The organism is Wolbachia endosymbiont (group B) of Rhopobota naevana, from assembly GCF_947250615.1.
Lineage (GTDB): Bacteria > Pseudomonadota > Alphaproteobacteria > Rickettsiales > Anaplasmataceae > Wolbachia.
The window spans coordinates 1649951-1665263 of sequence record NZ_OX366333.1 but is presented as its reverse complement, the minus strand read 5'-3'; the positions used below and the strand labels follow the sequence as shown (position 1 = coordinate 1665263).

At 34.5% G+C, this 15313-nt stretch carries 10 protein-coding genes, 1 tRNA gene and 2 pseudogenes; 10 read left to right on the top strand and 3 right to left on the bottom strand.

What is annotated here, in order from left to right:
- Positions 1–224: 224 nt before the first annotated feature.
- The 3 genes and pseudogenes from OOL01_RS08580 to OOL01_RS08005 all read left to right on the top strand — a co-directional run.
- Positions 225–302: pseudogene (locus tag OOL01_RS08580) on the top strand (WPE palindromic element domain-containing protein); the annotation flags it as partial.
- A 162-nt stretch (positions 303–464) separates the two neighbouring features.
- Positions 465–629, top strand: coding sequence for a hypothetical protein (locus OOL01_RS08010; protein WP_010404042.1), 165 nt, complete (start codon positions 465–467; stop codon positions 627–629).
- A gap of 26 nt (positions 630–655) precedes the next feature.
- Entirely contained in the window at positions 656–2140 is a 1485-nt protein-coding gene (locus OOL01_RS08005; RefSeq protein WP_264686770.1) for a hypothetical protein, read from the top strand.
- A gap of 158 nt (positions 2141–2298) precedes the next feature.
- Here the strand turns inward: OOL01_RS08005 and OOL01_RS08000 are convergent, their stop codons facing one another.
- Together OOL01_RS08000 and priA are read right to left on the bottom strand one after the other, a co-directional pair.
- Positions 2299–3087 (bottom strand): ankyrin repeat domain-containing protein, encoded by a 789-nt coding sequence (locus tag OOL01_RS08000; RefSeq protein ID WP_264686769.1) that lies wholly within the window; start codon positions 3085–3087, stop codon positions 2299–2301.
- Positions 3088–3202: 115 nt separating this feature from the next.
- On the bottom strand, positions 3203–5524 hold the full coding sequence (priA, locus tag OOL01_RS07995; protein ID WP_264686768.1) for a replication restart helicase PriA: 2322 nt from the start codon (positions 5522–5524) through the stop codon (positions 3203–3205).
- A 98-nt stretch (positions 5525–5622) separates the two neighbouring features.
- Between priA and OOL01_RS07990 the strand changes: the two genes are divergently transcribed.
- From OOL01_RS07990 to OOL01_RS07970, 4 genes and pseudogenes are all read left to right on the top strand, one after another.
- Positions 5623–6600, top strand: coding sequence for a hypothetical protein (locus tag OOL01_RS07990; RefSeq protein ID WP_264686767.1), 978 nt, complete (start codon positions 5623–5625; stop codon positions 6598–6600).
- 9 nt (positions 6601–6609) lie between these two features.
- Positions 6610–10059, top strand: coding sequence for an ankyrin repeat domain-containing protein (locus OOL01_RS07985; protein ID WP_264686766.1), 3450 nt, complete (start codon positions 6610–6612; stop codon positions 10057–10059).
- Positions 10060–10483: 424 nt separating this feature from the next.
- A pseudogene (locus tag OOL01_RS08640) lies at positions 10484–11385 on the top strand (IS5 family transposase).
- 111 nt (positions 11386–11496) lie between these two features.
- On the top strand, positions 11497–11652 hold the full coding sequence (locus tag OOL01_RS07970; protein WP_264686765.1) for a hypothetical protein: 156 nt from the start codon (positions 11497–11499) through the stop codon (positions 11650–11652).
- A gap of 333 nt (positions 11653–11985) precedes the next feature.
- Here OOL01_RS07970 and tldD read toward each other — a convergent pair whose 3' ends face one another.
- On the bottom strand, positions 11986–13416 hold the full coding sequence (tldD, locus tag OOL01_RS07965) for a metalloprotease TldD (RefSeq protein ID WP_264686764.1): 1431 nt from the start codon (positions 13414–13416) through the stop codon (positions 11986–11988).
- A gap of 62 nt (positions 13417–13478) precedes the next feature.
- On the opposite strand from tldD, the gene OOL01_RS07960 reads away from it, so the two are divergent.
- From OOL01_RS07960 to OOL01_RS07950, 3 genes are all read left to right on the top strand, one after another.
- A tRNA-Leu gene (locus OOL01_RS07960) sits at positions 13479–13563 on the top strand.
- A gap of 62 nt (positions 13564–13625) precedes the next feature.
- Positions 13626–14105, top strand: a complete 480-nt coding sequence (locus tag OOL01_RS07955; protein WP_264376144.1) for a DUF4231 domain-containing protein — start codon at positions 13626–13628, stop codon at positions 14103–14105.
- A gap of 820 nt (positions 14106–14925) precedes the next feature.
- Complete coding sequence (locus tag OOL01_RS07950) at positions 14926–15069, top strand: hypothetical protein (protein ID WP_264686763.1); 144 nt, start codon at positions 14926–14928, stop codon at positions 15067–15069.
- The last annotated feature ends 244 nt before the right edge of the window (positions 15070–15313 follow it).

The window sequence follows — 15313 nt, the reverse complement described above, 5'->3', positions numbered from 1 at the left end:
GCACCAAAGGTTGTGTACCAAAAAGGTGTCATACCAATTTTAAAAGGCTGTCATGCAAGTGGCCCCTCCGTTGTCATCCAAGTAGCTGACACTGGGATCCAGAAAACTTAGTTTAAAAAAGTTGTCATTCCAGTTTAGGATCCATTTTTCTTCTAGATTCCAGCATCAAGTGCTGGAATGACATGGCGGACAAGTAGCTCTCTCTTGTCATTCCAGTACCTCCTCTCTTGTCATTCCAGTGCGTGACACTGGAATCCAGAAAAAAAGAAGAGTGGATCCCAGTGTCAGCTACTTTCATGACACCATTTGCTACGGAAATTGTCACAATGTTCGTATAGTTGTATACTTGACACTGGAATCCAGGAGTATAAAAATGGTGAATAAAATTTATGTTAAAAAACTGCTTGTGCTAGTAGTTGATTCTTAATATACTCATTACATAATAATTTAATTTAGAGGTTGATATGCATGGCAATAATGATCCAAATAAAAAAGTACCTGATTCAGGGAGAGTAAAGATTGATCTGAGCAAAATAGATCCAAAGAAAATAGATGATTTTAGAGACATGATTAGACGTGAAGAGGAAAGAAAGAAAAATCAATCTAGTGGTCAGGGCAGCAGTAAATAATTATATTAGTTTAGGGGGGTGGCGTTATGCCTAATAAAAGTAAAATAAATCGAGAATTAGTAAAAGCGTTTAATAGTGTTCTTCTTTTTGATAATACTGCTATTACTAATCTCACTATAGAAAAAGATCATGTTGTTCTCTCATTTGATAAAAATATGAATATTGATCAGCGCAGAGAGTACTTGAGCAATATGAGAGAGAGTATAGTAAGAAAATTTTGTGGAGATGAGGGTGGCAAAGCTGCTGCCGAAGAAGCTGCCAATGATCTTTTTTATACAGACTCTTTTCCTTTTAACTTTAATCAAGGAAAATGGATTACAGATAGTAGCAGACATAGGTTTTCAGTGCCAATTAAAAAAGAGGTAGTTTATAATCTAAAATATTTGCTAGCTAATGAACTTATACGGTTTACAATAGCACGTATTATAGACGATCATCCTGATGAAGATTATGTGGAAGACAATGTATACGATGTGGGTTTTGAAAGAAAATCTTATTTATACTGTAAGGGCTTTGATGATCAAGAATTAAAAGACTCTTTTGTAAAATCATTCTCATCAAGGATGGAAAGTTATGAAAATAGTCCTAAAAATTTTAAGGATTTGTTTTTAACACAGGATAATTTTCCAGGAAATAAGAAGGCTTATGTATATTTAAAGAAAGGCGTTTTTGATGATCTTAAGTTCGTCAAAGACATAGTAAGGCATGAAATATACTTGACATGTCGTTGTTTTGATACTCCAAAAGGCGAGATTGGAGTTACTGACATGCTGAAATTTGCAGTGGTTGATTTGCTTCGTAAAGCAAACATACCAGTTGATCGTATATTGCGTGACTCTTACTTGAACAGTGACAAAGATTCAATTTTAATTCCTATTGTAAGTTATAATAATGAGGAGGGATATTTAACAAGAGAAGAAGTGAATCACGTTAATAATATGTTTGGTATGGATATATTAAATAGCTTTGAAGGTCGGACTTCACAGAAATCGCTATTGGGCAGTAAAGGAATGTATGGAATAGATTTTGCTAACCCAGACATTGCTTACTGTGTGATGGATAAGATCATAGAGAGCTCTGTAATCAATGAGGATTATAAACTGTCCATTGATCCTGCGCGTGTGCCAGCTATGAAACCACAAACTCTTGCCCCTTCTGAAGAAAAAGTAGGGACGGATGGACCAAGTGCAGATACAAGTGCAGATAGTGGTTTTGGTGATTCACCTAAGAATTCAGTTATAGGTAAATCACATGCTAAAAACTCAAGCAAATTCCTTAGGCCCGACTACTATGGTGAAGGTAAAGGTGGGGATGATGCTTCGGCTAAAGATAGTGGCTTTGGCCCTTCTTCAGCACGATCTTCAGCACGATCTTCAGCACGATCTTCAGCACGATCTTCTTTTAATAAGCCCAAAACAACATTTAACCAACCTTCTATATCACAGCCTGACCAATGTTCTGCAAAAAAGCAGACATCAACTAATAAAAAATCAATTTGCTCTATTTCATAGCTAAAGAAAATTAGACTATTTGAGGACGAATTGTGAATGAAAGGTTATGTATCCGTTTAGATGCATGTGAGACCAGTGCCTTCTTTCTTGTTATACAAGTAGCTGACACTGGGATCACACTTGATTATGCAAGAAATCTAATGTTAAAAAACTCACAGTTATCCTAGTACTGCTTTATTATCTGCAGTCTTTTCAGGTTTGACGGAATGCAATTGAGAATCAATAGCAACAACTCCTTCTATCAATTTAGCCTGTTTATAGTCTTGACTTAGGAAATATATAGACAGTCCAACTGCTATTCCAGCAACAAGAGCAGATACTGCGAGTGCGCATAATATAATAGTCATTGAAGGGACTAAAGCACCACCAACACCGAGTCCAATGCCAAGAAAAACGCCAGGTATAATGCCAATCAAACTATTACATCTAGCACTTTCTTTTTTCGATTGAGCTTGGTCTTGCATACATTTAATGAGTACTTTTCTTGTATTTTCTTGAGCTAAATCTAATGGAATTTTATTTCCTTTATTCTTTAACAAAGGATTTGCATTCTTCTGAAAAAGAACTTTTATTGCGTCAGTGTTATTACGTATAACAGCTTGGTGTAATAACGTCTCTTGATCTTGATCTTGAAAATTGATCAATTTGTAGAAATACTGAGGAGTAACAAATCTATTCACCGCTTCATCTAAAATCTTCATCACGTCTTGAAATGATAATTTCTCTTTTTTCTCAGATATTGCACTATCGTGTTCAATACAGTAGTGCAAAATAAGATACACCATCTTTTTTCTTATATCTACAGTATCCTCTATAGATAAAGCTGATTTAAATAACTCCTTATCAATAGGTATTTCGATATTTTTATTAAGAAATGCCTTCAATTCTCTAATTTTTTCTTTATGCTTTATCCCTGGCCTACAGACGATTTCAAGTAAAGTATTCATACCATCTCCTTATTCTAGTTATATCAATAATATAATAAACTCTAATAAAAGTCAAATCATTGATTAAAAAATTAATATAATTAATTCTGTGAATGTCAAATAAATTCAAATAGCATCAAAAAAAACTCACAGGATCAACATCTATTGTTACTGCAATATTTGAATTCAAGTTGTAATTTTTAATCCAATATTTTAGCTTTTTCTTTATAGATAAACTATGTTTATTGTGTATTTTGAGTAGCACTCTATACCGATATTTATTATTTAAGAAATTTATTGCTGCTGGTGATGGGCCAAAAATTTCGAGTTCTTTTTTTCTAGTCACGCACTGGAATGACAACGCAGAAGGAATAGTAGCTGAACATTGATCATGCAAAAAGCTTGTTATCTCACTTGCTGCTTTCTGCGTTGCAAATTGATCCTTACCGCAAACTATAAGCGCTATTAATCTACTAAATGGTGGCATTTTAGCTTTGCGTCTTGACTCAAGTTCAACTTCATAAAACAAATCCCTTTTTTGCTGCTGCAATGCTTTTATTATCAAACTTTCAGGATTATTAGTTTGCACTATTACCGTTCCTTTTTCGTTGAACCTCCCAGATCTACCCGCAACTTGATGCAATAATTGATACGTCTTTTCTGCTGCCCTAAGATCAGAATTTTCAAGTCCTAAATCTGCATTTATCACTCCAACCAAAGTTAACTTAGGGAAATTATGCCCTTTGGCAATCACTTGTGTACCGATTATAATATTCACCTCTTCCTTAAGCACTGAGTCAATGACGCTACCAAGCGACTTCTGATCGCTGCTGATAATCGCAGTTTTTGCATTTGGTATTAATTTCACTATTTCTTCAACTAACCTTTCAATTCCCACACCATAAAGAAGCAATGACTGCTCACTTTGACAATTGGAGCATTTTTCTGGAAGTTTTGATTGATAAGAACAATGGTGACACAAAAGGACGTTCTTCTTTTTGTGGTATGTAAGCCAGACAGCACAATTTGAGCAGGAAATTTTGTATCCACACTTTTTACAAACTGCAAGTTGTGCGTATCCTCTGCGGTTTAGAAAGAGCATAACTTGCTGTTTTTTCTCTATGGTTTGTTTTATTCCTTCGAAAAGTTCATTGGAAATCCATTGCTTATTATTTACTACTTTTATTTGTGGCAACTCTGCACCACCGAATCGTTTAGTCAATTTTACATGATTGTAATTCCCTTTTTTAACATGATAAATTGTTTCAAGTAGCGGAGTGGCGGATGATAAAATAATCGAAATATTTTCGAGCTTGGCTAAGATAATTGCCATATCTCGAGCATTATATATAATTCCCTGTTCTTGTTTAAAGGATGAGTCATGCTCTTCATCAATGATGATCAATTTTAGGTTTTTATAAGGTAAAAAAAGTGCTGACCTTGCCCCAATAATGATCTGCGCACTTCCATTTGCAATACTAAGCCAATTATTTCGGCGAGCTTTGGGAGTAAGTCCTGAATGCCACTCAGCTATATTGCCAGATGTCTGACTGCGAACACGATTTACCAATTGTGAAGTTAGGACAATTTCTGGCAGAAGGATAAGGACTTGTGCATTACCTCCTTCTGTTGTCATTCCAGTGCTTGGCAAAGGCAGTATGCTAAGTGTTACAGTGGGTTTTGCCTTAAATACAAAGGTGTCATTCCAGTGTTTATCCAGGAATTTTGATTCTAAATTAGGTATTGGTCTTAAATTAAAATAAACGTTTGTGATGAGATTATATGAAAAACTGGATCCCAGTGTCGGAGCACTGGGATGACAAGAGAAGAGGGCACCTGGATAACAAGAGAAGAGAGCATTGGAATTGCAAAAAAAGTAGGCACTGGGATGACAGGAGAAGGAAACACTGGAATTACAGGAGAAGGATAGACAATGTTCGTAAATACTATGATTCTTAATTAACTGTGAAATTACAGAGAGATAAACTTCCGTTTTCCCAGACCCGGTTTCACCGTCAAGTAAAGTCACTGAATACTCACTCAAATTACTTATTATTTTATCTCGAGCTGCTTGCTGCTCAGGGTTTAATTGGTAATCTATTTCGCTTATTTCTTGCTTTTGCTTAGTGCAAACTAACTTATCTATTTGATTTACCTTTAACACTCCTCCCATTATCACTTTTGCAAGTATACCAATAGGTATTACATTATACTGCGCAACCCACTCTGCAAATTCGATCAGTTTTGGTCTAATACTCGGTAAATCGACCTTTTGTTCAATAAATTTTAATTCTCGATCGCTTTTGCTACTTTCTCTCCAAACTATTCCAATCAAACGCTTTCTGCCAAACGGCACCACTACGTAATCTCCAATTGAAACTTCAGTATCTTCCTCAACTGCATATGAAAATAGCTGATCAATTGGAAGTGGCAGTAATACGTCAACTGTTTTTGTCATAAGTTAGCGCTGTTTTTAGATACATAGAGAAGCCTTAATGCTTTTTTCATAGTACACAATTTATAATCATAAATACTGGAAATGTGAGGAAATTCTGTATGTTTAGCGATAAAATAGTCCTAGACTTTGAAATAGAAAAAGGTGACCGAATAGATCGGTGTTACTTCTCTACACGCATCAAACTTACAGATAAGAGCAAGAGTTTTCTACGTGAAAAGCTCGGTAAACCTAACAATTTAGATGATTACTTTAATCTTAATCCTGAGAATTTTTATATTTATTACAACAAATATAGTGGTCACTATGGTATAAATGAGCTATATGTCAGAGATAATAATGGTAGATATTTAGCTACTAAACTTCCACTTGATCAGAGCGGATTTTCGATAGAGTTATCATTCGACGAGGTGAATTATGGTTTTTATCCTCTGTATGCAATCTATAATCCCACTCAATATGACAAAAAGCAGGAAAAGAGCTTTGAAGATAATGGTGAATTGCAGCCGTTTGTGTCAAGTGTATTGGATTACTTTCTAAATGGCTTAACCATTCAAGATATGTTTTTGCAAATACAAAATGAGCTTGTTGAAAAAGAAACAAAATTAGAAGAAGACAGAAGAAAGGCAGAGGAAGAATTAAATCAAAAGAATGAAAAGTTAAGAGAACTCATAGAAAATGATGAGATTAAAGTACTTAAAGTAATAAAAGGCCATAGTATTGGGAATGGACGTTCAGCGGCAATTTTACAGCTTAATGGTGATCTTGATGCAAGTAAATACTACATAGCAGAGTATGAAAGCAATGAATACTTACATTGCACGAGCTCTGGTTATGACATACTGCTTGACCAGAGCGATTTATTTTTTGTTCTGAATAGCAGCTCTTATCTTGAACTTGAAAGCGGTTTTTACTCAATCCCTGAATTTAATTCTAGAAGCTATGCTAAATATCTCAATACTAAGAATCGGCTTTTCAGCGATGATCAACTATCTCAGCAGTTGTGCAAAAACAAGGTAAAGGCTGAATCTACAGTTAACGCATTTTTCTCAAGACTTATTTATAGTGAAAATTTTTAAGAGGTGGATATGAAATTTAAAACAAATTCTGAATATGATAAATCACAAACTTTGATTAAAAAATTATTTCCAAATAAAGAAAGTATAGTAATAAACGATCAGCTTACAATAGAAGTAAAATATGGGGGATTAGCTAGTTATACCCCTGAGTATATAAAACAAACTGTAAAAGATGCTTACGGAGCCTGGTCTGATAATTTCTATTCACAAAAAAGCGTTCATTCTGGTCCAGTAAAATTGCAGCTTTATGTGCTGAAAAATTACGATGATTACAAAGCTCACATCAAGGAACTTTCAGGTGGTAAGGACCATAGAGAATTATGGGGTGGTGGAACAGTAAGAGCACACGAAGCTGACGGCACGATAGCAAAGACTTTTATTGTTGGAGATGTAAATGGCTTACTTTGTGCAAAATCTAAAATTTTAATGGAAAAAATGAGCGATGCATTTCTTGAGTACTCTACCGGTAATATGGATACAGTACCTGAAGTTTTACGTACCGGTATGAAGCTTTTCATGTGGAGCTATGATGCAGCTAAAAAAGAAAGCACTCGCGATATGCATTATACAAAAGAAGCATACAATAAAATGCATGAATCTGGGCATGATACACCATATAAAATAGCAAGTATGTCTAACGACTATAGAATATCAGATTGCTTAGTGACATTCCTACAAGAAAAACATCCTCAATTCATAAAGCAATTGCTTACTGAGATGTCCTTCGATAGAGTAGAAGCGATATCAAAATTCAAGCATCTTTTGAATAACTCAGAAGTTGAAAAAGAATTTAAGCAGTGGATGGATGTAAAAAGTGGCGATAAAATTGTGCCAGATAGTGAAGTTATGACTTTTGGCGAACACAAGCTTCAAATAAATATAAAATATGATGATGAGGAATTAACTCAGAGCAAATTGAGTAGTGTAAAAAATGCCATCGAGAGTACTATAAAAGATTTTGATTCAGCATTTGGCATTAATAATTCTCAGCCTTGGCACAACATACCAAATAAAGTTAATGTTTTCGTATTTAATACAAAGAGTGACTACGAAAATTATCTTAAGGAGTTGAACGTTAACTATAAAGGCGCTTCTGGCTTAACAGTTCAAGGGCGTGGCTCAGAAATTCATGTTTATTTTTATCTACAAGACCAATTTGATGACTCGTGTAAAACTTTGAAACACGAATTGGGACACGCCTTAACTATCATTAATTCCTATTATGGTACAGGTGATGTCTTATCTAAGGCTATGCATGAAGGGGTTGCTAACTATATGGCAAGTTTAGAAGATGGTCGGCATGTCAATGACCACGTAGATAAAGAGGCCTTGATTGCAATAAAGAATAAAGGTCTCAAACCAGATGAAATATTGCGCAATAATATTTGGAGTAATAAAGGGGAACATTATCATTCGGATGCTGAACAAGTGATCAAATTTCTTGAAGATAAACACCCAGATATGATTGATAATTTGCTCAAGAGCCTTTCTAAATCTGGTGCAAATAGGTCTCAAGGTAATAAATTATTTGAGGATTTTTTGGCTGAGCTGAAAGGTTATGATCAAGAATTTAAACAATGGGTTAAGGCTGAGCTGAGTGGTGAACAACATATGGAATATAATGTTGTTGAATCTAACAGTGTTGAAAGTTCAACAAGCCAACAAAGTGCAGGCAAGGGTCTATATGGTTATAGCCCAGTACATAATGTAAGTGGTGATAAAACCAAGATAGAATCTAAATCAAGTGTCAGTAGAGAAGATTCTATGCAACCTGCTAAAAAAGCGAGTGAAGACGAACAAGGAAAAGCTGTTACAACAAAAGTTATGAAGTATAATAAACAGCCTTTCTTAAAGGTGAATATTGATGACAATAATGTAGAAAACGCAAACGAGATAAATAAGGTAACAGGTGCGACGAGTTTACATTCTGCTGCTTCATTGGGAGATTTAAGCAAAGTAGCAACGCTTCTAAAACACAATTCATATACTGATACAAGAGACCATAATGGACAAACGCCACTACATTATGCCATTCAGTCAGGAAATACGGAAGTAGCAAAATATCTTATTGATCATGGAGCAAATCTTAATGTTCATGACAATTATTATCAGAAAACTAATACTAAATATGTGTATTATAAGACACCTTTACACTATGCTATTGAGTCTGGAAATATAGAGATAGCTAAATACTTAATAGATCGTGGTGCAAATCCTAATATTCAAGATGCTTATTCCAAAACGCCATTATACAGTGCTATTTATTCAGGTAATACAGAAATAGTGAACTATCTATTAGATCATAACGCAGATCCTAATAGTAAAAGTTATTATACTTTTCCGTTACTTGCTGCTATTAAGCTAGGGCATGCGGAAATAGTTAAGAGTTTAGTTGAGCATGGCGCAGATCTTGGTATCAAAAACACGTCAGCTCAAACACTGCTGCACTATGCAATTGAGCTAAAACATACGGAAATTGCTAAATACTTAATAGATCGTGGTATAGATGTTGATACCCGTGATATTAGCTCTGGTAAATCTCCACTGCATTTTGCCATGCACATGAAAAATATGGAAGTAGTTAAATATCTCATAGAGCACAATGCGGATATTGATATTCAGGATAGCTACGGCTTAACACCTTTGCACCTTGCTGTTGATCTTGGAAATAAGGAAATAATAGAACATTTAGTTGAAAAAGGTGCGAATGTTAATGTGCAGGATAATGATGGCTGGACACCTTTAGTTCATGCAGTGAGGCATGGAAAGTTAGATACAATAGAATATCTAATAAAAAACAAAGCTGACGTTGATGTTGTGGGCAAAGATGGCAGGACACTTATTGAACATGCTGAGTTATGGGCAGAAGAGAAAGGACTAGCAAGAGATGTAATAGATAGCAAAGGCGATAATGATTCTTATTATCGTGAGCTTTCAAAAGAAGCTGCAACTTGGGAAAAAGCTGGAAAGGATATGCTTAGCTATCTCAAAAAAATTACTATGCAAGAAGAAGAATCTAACGATATAGACCAAATGCCAGCAGATCAACCTGCGAGTGAAGAAAGAAGTAAAAGATCGATAAGAGGAGACGAAGAGAAGCAAGAGGAAACAATTGTTATAGATAATGTGAAAGAAGAATCACAACATCCTTTAAAAATCAAAGTGGGTGAGGCTGTTGAAATAGGGAAATATAAGGTAGAACTGCAAGTTACGTATGATGATGTAAGAAATTTTTATGACACTATACGTGGTAAATATCATGATGGTAGTGGATACAATTATGAGCAAGTAATGGTTTTGTACAATGAAATTGTTAGGCCAGCATCACAGCATCATGATGAACCATTTACTCTTGCTGAGTCCTATATTGCAGATGGGCATCTATTTATTAAAAATCAAGATTTTGGAATTTTGAATGATTTTAATGAGATGTTCTATAAAAGTGATGAGTTTATGTAACATAAAAGGTGGATGAGAATTAATTGATATAAGGAATTAGATCTTCTATTTTTATTCCAGCGTTTCCTTATCCTGTCATCCCAGTGCTTCGACACTGGGATGGCTTTGTTGCATAGCACCTTAAGCAGTGATGGTTTACGACAAATTTATGTAATGATTTCAAATTTAGCCATACCAATACCTAATTTAGAATCAAAATTCCTGGATTCCAGTATCAAGTACTGGAATGACATCATCTACTATGCAACTTACTTTCAAAAATAAACGTTCCAGTGGTTTCATTTGCTTTCATCCCAGTGTTTCCTTCTCCTGCCATCCTATGGCTTGACCATAGGATGGCTTTGTTGCATCGCTCAAGTGAAAAGAACTGGCAGTTACTGACAAAATTCATTATAAATAGCCATTTAACTGTTGAAGAAAAAATATGCCACAAAAAATGAGAGTCAGTAACTGCCATGAATATAACAAATTTCTCCAAGAAAGAGGAAGCATTTTTTGTTATATCAATGACGCCATAGAAAATTGGTACGAGAATTGTCCAAAAATGCAGGGCGGCAACTATATTTATAGTGATAAAGTTGTGATTTTAGTGCATATAATCGTCAGTTTCTTTAGAATTGGTTTAAGACAAACAGTCGGGTTTATAAAAGGGTATTTGCAACAAATAGGAAGAGATTTGCAGCTATTCACAAGCATCAAAAAAAACTTAATATTAAGATAAATGATTGCAGAAAATAATATAGAAGATATCGAAATTGTTATAGACAGTACAGGAATTAGTATATACAACGACACACAGCAAGGAAAATAGCACTGACAGAGTGGCTATGAGCAAACGAGAAAATTGCACGGAATGTTAAATATAAACAACAAAAAAGCCATAGCTGTAAAATACAGTAACGGTGTCTACTCTGATCACTTGTGATTTGCTAAAAGAAGTTGATTTTCAGCATGCCATAAAAGCACTATATGCAGATAGGGCATACGATAGGCAAAAACTTTATAAATTGTGTAAGAAATACGATATAAAAACAAAAGTTCTACCAAAAAAGGATGCAGCAGAACATTCAAAAATAGATTATATGTCTGACAGGAATGCTGCTATTAGGTTAATAAAATTATACGGTGAAGATGGCATGAAAGAATGGAAAAAGAAGTAAATTATGGGAAAAGATCTTATATTGAAGGGTTTTTCTCAAGATTAAAGCAAATATTCGGATTTAGTTTTAGGAATAAATCTGAGATAAATCGAGAAAAAGAACTAAATGCTATTTGCTTAATAAATTCACTGATATTGGTATGGCTAAATTTGAGATAGTCACATGAATTTACCATAAATCACCATCTCATAAAGTGTGATGCAACAAAGCCAATCGGGAGTCGCAATAGTAAAAGTGAAAGAAATCTTCAAAGTAGAACTATCCCCCAAAGCTGCACATGGACATAGAATATCCTTTATCAGGGATGGACGTAAACATTGAAGATCTTCCCCTAGAGCTGGATATAGATATAAAGTCATTTATACCATTACCTATATTCGAGAAAAATATCACATGCCAAGAACCTTGTCAAAATTATATAATCTATCTCTAGAGCAGGTTATTAAGAATATCAATCCGCATAAAAGAGCTAGGTATTCCTAACACCACTAAACTCACAAATTCATTTGCTAGAGTTTATAAGTTCTTGTTTATAATAATTTTATTATATCGTAAAACCATCTATATCGGCCTATTTAAACAGTATTTTACTTTCCTTAAGGATTTTTTAAAGATCACCTATTGAATTCTATGATATTATTTTTTGTGAGATTGTTATACACGTTATAGCAAGGAAGGCAGAGAGATTTGTTAAGTAGTTTTTGCATCTATATGAGCTACTTGAATAATGGTTACAATATAATTGTACAGCATGAGCTGAGTTCGCTTAGCCCTTATCTACATATTCAGTTCCACCAACAGTTATTGCATCGACCTTGAGTGTTGGCTGACCAACTCCAACAGGCACATTTTGTCCGTCTTTTGAGCACGTACCAACACCAGGATCTAACTTTAGATCATTACCAATCATTGATACTTTTTTTAGCACTGTTGGCCCATCACCAATTAGCGTTGCTCCTTTGACTGGTTGTGTAATTTTACCATTTTTTATTAGGTAAGCTTCCGAAGATGAGAAAACAAATTTTCCTGATGTTATATCAACTTGTCCACCACCAAAATTTACTGCATATAGGCCTCTCTTTACACTGGATATTATTTCTTCTGGTGTATATTTTCCTGGCAACATATAGGTGTTTGTCATGCGTGGCATGGTAACTTCTTTGTAACTTTCTCTTCTACCATTACCAGTTGGGCTTACACCCATGAGTTTAGCGTTCATATGATCTTGCATATATCCTTTTAGAATTCCATCTTCTATAAGCACATTATAGCCAGGTAAAGTACCCTCATCGTCTATGCTAATAGAACCACGCAAATTAGGTAGAGTTCCATCATCAATTACAGTAATGTTACTGGCTGCCACTTGTTTACCCATAGAATTTGAAAATGCCGAGATTCCTTTACGGTTAAAATCGCCTTCAAGTCCATGACCTACAGCTTCATGCAATAATATTCCTGGCCAACCTGAACCTAAAACAACTGTCATCTCTCCAGCCGGAGCTGGAATTGCCTCAAGATTTACCAGCGCTTGCTCTAACGCTTGATTTGCAACTTCTTTCCACTTCTTCTCAGAAACAAACTTACTATAAGAGTCTCTTCCACCGTGCCCTGAAGAGCCTTTCTCAGCTCGGCCATTTTTCTCTAGGATGACTAATACATTAAAACGTACCAAAGGCCTAATATCGCTTAACCTGTGATCACCCTTTATTATTTGTACAACTTGCCATTCTCCACTTAGAGTTATTTTTACTTGCTTCACGTAGTTATTCTTGGACCTTACATACTCATTAACCTCATTGAGTAGTTTAATCTTTGAGTTCAGATCCATTTCATTTATGGGGTTAATCTTTGAATACAGCTCTCTTGTTCCCTCATTTAAGTTTATTGAATTTGTTTTGTTTAAAGATACTGAGTTTTTCACTATAGAAGCAGCGTTACTAATTTCCTTTTCGCTAATTTCAGAAGAGCAAACAAAAGACGTACTATCCTCACAAAAGGACCTTAACCCAAATCCCCTTCTGATATTCAAATCCATGTGTTTCAATATGTTATCATCAAAAACCAGGGACTCTGATTGGCAAAACTCTAAAAATAGCTCACCACCATCACTATTGCTCAAAGCGTTGTTGACTATTTTATATACATTATTAATATTAACATTGTTCTGAGCAAAAAATATTTGATCTAGATTTGGCATTACCTTTGAGCTAAAAATTGTTTAAGTATACTATTTAATTTTAACATAGTAAATCACAAAAAGCCCGGGTGGCGGAATTGGTAGACGCGCTAGCTTCAGGTGCTAGTAAATTTTTAAGTTGTGGAAGTTCAAGTCTTCTCTCGGGCACTCTATATTGATTTTTGAGTTAATTAATGCTATAATATAACATATTTACTATACTTAAGTTTATGAGTTGCGACAAAGAGAGGCTTGTTTACAGAAAGAAAATAAGAACTTATTCAAAACGCTTAGTTACTGCATTATCTATTGCTTCTTTGAGTGGGTACATAGCAGCATTAGCTTTGAATATTTCTGCCTTAAGCTTGTATTTTACTATTGCCAGCACTATACTAAGTGCACTTTCTCTTGTCTTAAATGTATGGTCATTAACTGATCATTTCAGGCAGCGTGACCTTAATAAGCAACTCGTTCCTCGGCAAGAGAAACTAATGAAGATCTGTCTTGATATTGCATCTAGCGTTTCATTTTTAATAGGAGGAATAATATATATATTACCTCTCGAATCTCCTATTATTCCTTTCATTTCTACTGCTTTTTTTATTCTAGGCTGTACCTTTATGGCAACCAATTTCGTTTGTACTATGATTAGTCAGCCGCAAATAGATGAAAGTAATAATCTAAAATCTAGTAGTCATTTGAACATTTAATCCACGATAGCTGTCTAATTATCACATGTTAATAAATTAGCTTATTTAACTTGACAAATTACGCCATCCCCCTTACTATGAAAGTAAGAGTATTTATCCTTGTTTTTAATCTCTGCAGATTTAACAACAAAATTCAGTAAAAAACTCAAATATTTATTGGCAAATTACATAAAAATTATAGCGGCTGTATGTCTTTTAAATTTTTTCTACATTCAGCCAAATCGCGCTTATTTTAAGCGTTAGCACATTATCAATTTACATTATTAAAACTCGCTATACGGGTTTTTTTTGTCTTTTTTTTATTTAGTAAATTTCTTAATATTTGTAGCTAAAGTAATTTTAGAGAGCCAGCGCGTGACGCTGGTTCCTGGATCCCAGTGTCGGAGCACTGGGATGACAACAAAGGGCTACTTGAATGATACCCATATTCCGGCATTTGATGCTGAAATCCAGAAATTTTTAATATAAACAAGCATATTGAGCACAAAATTATGCTAAAACACAACGTTTTTTGAGATTACGGAAAGCCAGTGTAAGCTACTTGGATGACATCAAAGAGAGGGTACTGGGATTACACAAAAAGGGCTACTTAAATGACAGGATAGATAGAACTGGCATGAATTGGATTTGAGTAACTCAAATGACCAATGAAAACTGTAACCCTAAACATTGAAGCACTATTATGCACTAAATGATAACTTTCATACACTTGTCATGGTAGTCGTGAAAGAAATAATTCATACAATAAGCATGAATGAAATGATTTGGAAATTTATATATTATAAAGTATTAATAGTTAGTTAATTTATGAGGTGGAGACATGGGCTATAAGCTAAGAAAAAGAGAATATGATTATAATGAAAGTTTATTTAAAGAGATAGGCATTCAAGTGCAAGAAGTAGAAGGTCGTAACTTCTTAGAAATATCTAATATAATAGCAAAAATTATAGAAGGTTATCAATAAAGTGTCACCCAGATAAACCAGGAGGTAGCGATGAAAAAATACAGGCCCTTAACAGAAATAAAGCAGCACTTTTGCAATATATTAAACCACTAAGTGGAAAGAATCAGGGATTAATCATTCCTGAGGAATGGAAAAGGTATTTACAATCAATTTAGCAAGGTCAGAATGATAAGCATACAAAGTATTATGTTGTTTTTAGTTTAGTAAGCTTCCTACTGTTCATCTCGTCATTAGTGTCGTATAT

What these genes read in the sequence shown, in the direction of transcription:
- OOL01_RS07955 (WP_264376144.1), top strand. Translation starts at nt 13,626, where the DNA reads ATGAGTTGCGACAAAGAGAGGCTTGTTTACAGAAAGAAAATAAGAACT.
- OOL01_RS07985 (WP_264686766.1), top strand. Translation starts at nt 6,610, where the DNA reads ATGAAATTTAAAACAAATTCTGAATATGATAAATCACAAACTTTGATT.
- tldD (WP_264686764.1), bottom strand. Translation starts at nt 13,416, where the DNA reads ATGCCAAATCTAGATCAAATATTTTTTGCTCAGAACAATGTTAATATT.
- priA (WP_264686768.1), bottom strand. Translation starts at nt 5,524, where the DNA reads ATGACAAAAACAGTTGACGTATTACTGCCACTTCCAATTGATCAGCTA.
- OOL01_RS08005 (WP_264686770.1), top strand. Translation starts at nt 656, where the DNA reads ATGCCTAATAAAAGTAAAATAAATCGAGAATTAGTAAAAGCGTTTAAT.
- OOL01_RS07950 (WP_264686763.1), top strand. Translation starts at nt 14,926, where the DNA reads ATGGGCTATAAGCTAAGAAAAAGAGAATATGATTATAATGAAAGTTTA.
- OOL01_RS07990 (WP_264686767.1), top strand. Translation starts at nt 5,623, where the DNA reads ATGTTTAGCGATAAAATAGTCCTAGACTTTGAAATAGAAAAAGGTGAC.
- OOL01_RS08010 (WP_010404042.1), top strand. Translation starts at nt 465, where the DNA reads ATGCATGGCAATAATGATCCAAATAAAAAAGTACCTGATTCAGGGAGA.
- OOL01_RS08000 (WP_264686769.1), bottom strand. Translation starts at nt 3,087, where the DNA reads ATGAATACTTTACTTGAAATCGTCTGTAGGCCAGGGATAAAGCATAAA.
- OOL01_RS07970 (WP_264686765.1), top strand. Translation starts at nt 11,497, where the DNA reads ATGGACATAGAATATCCTTTATCAGGGATGGACGTAAACATTGAAGAT.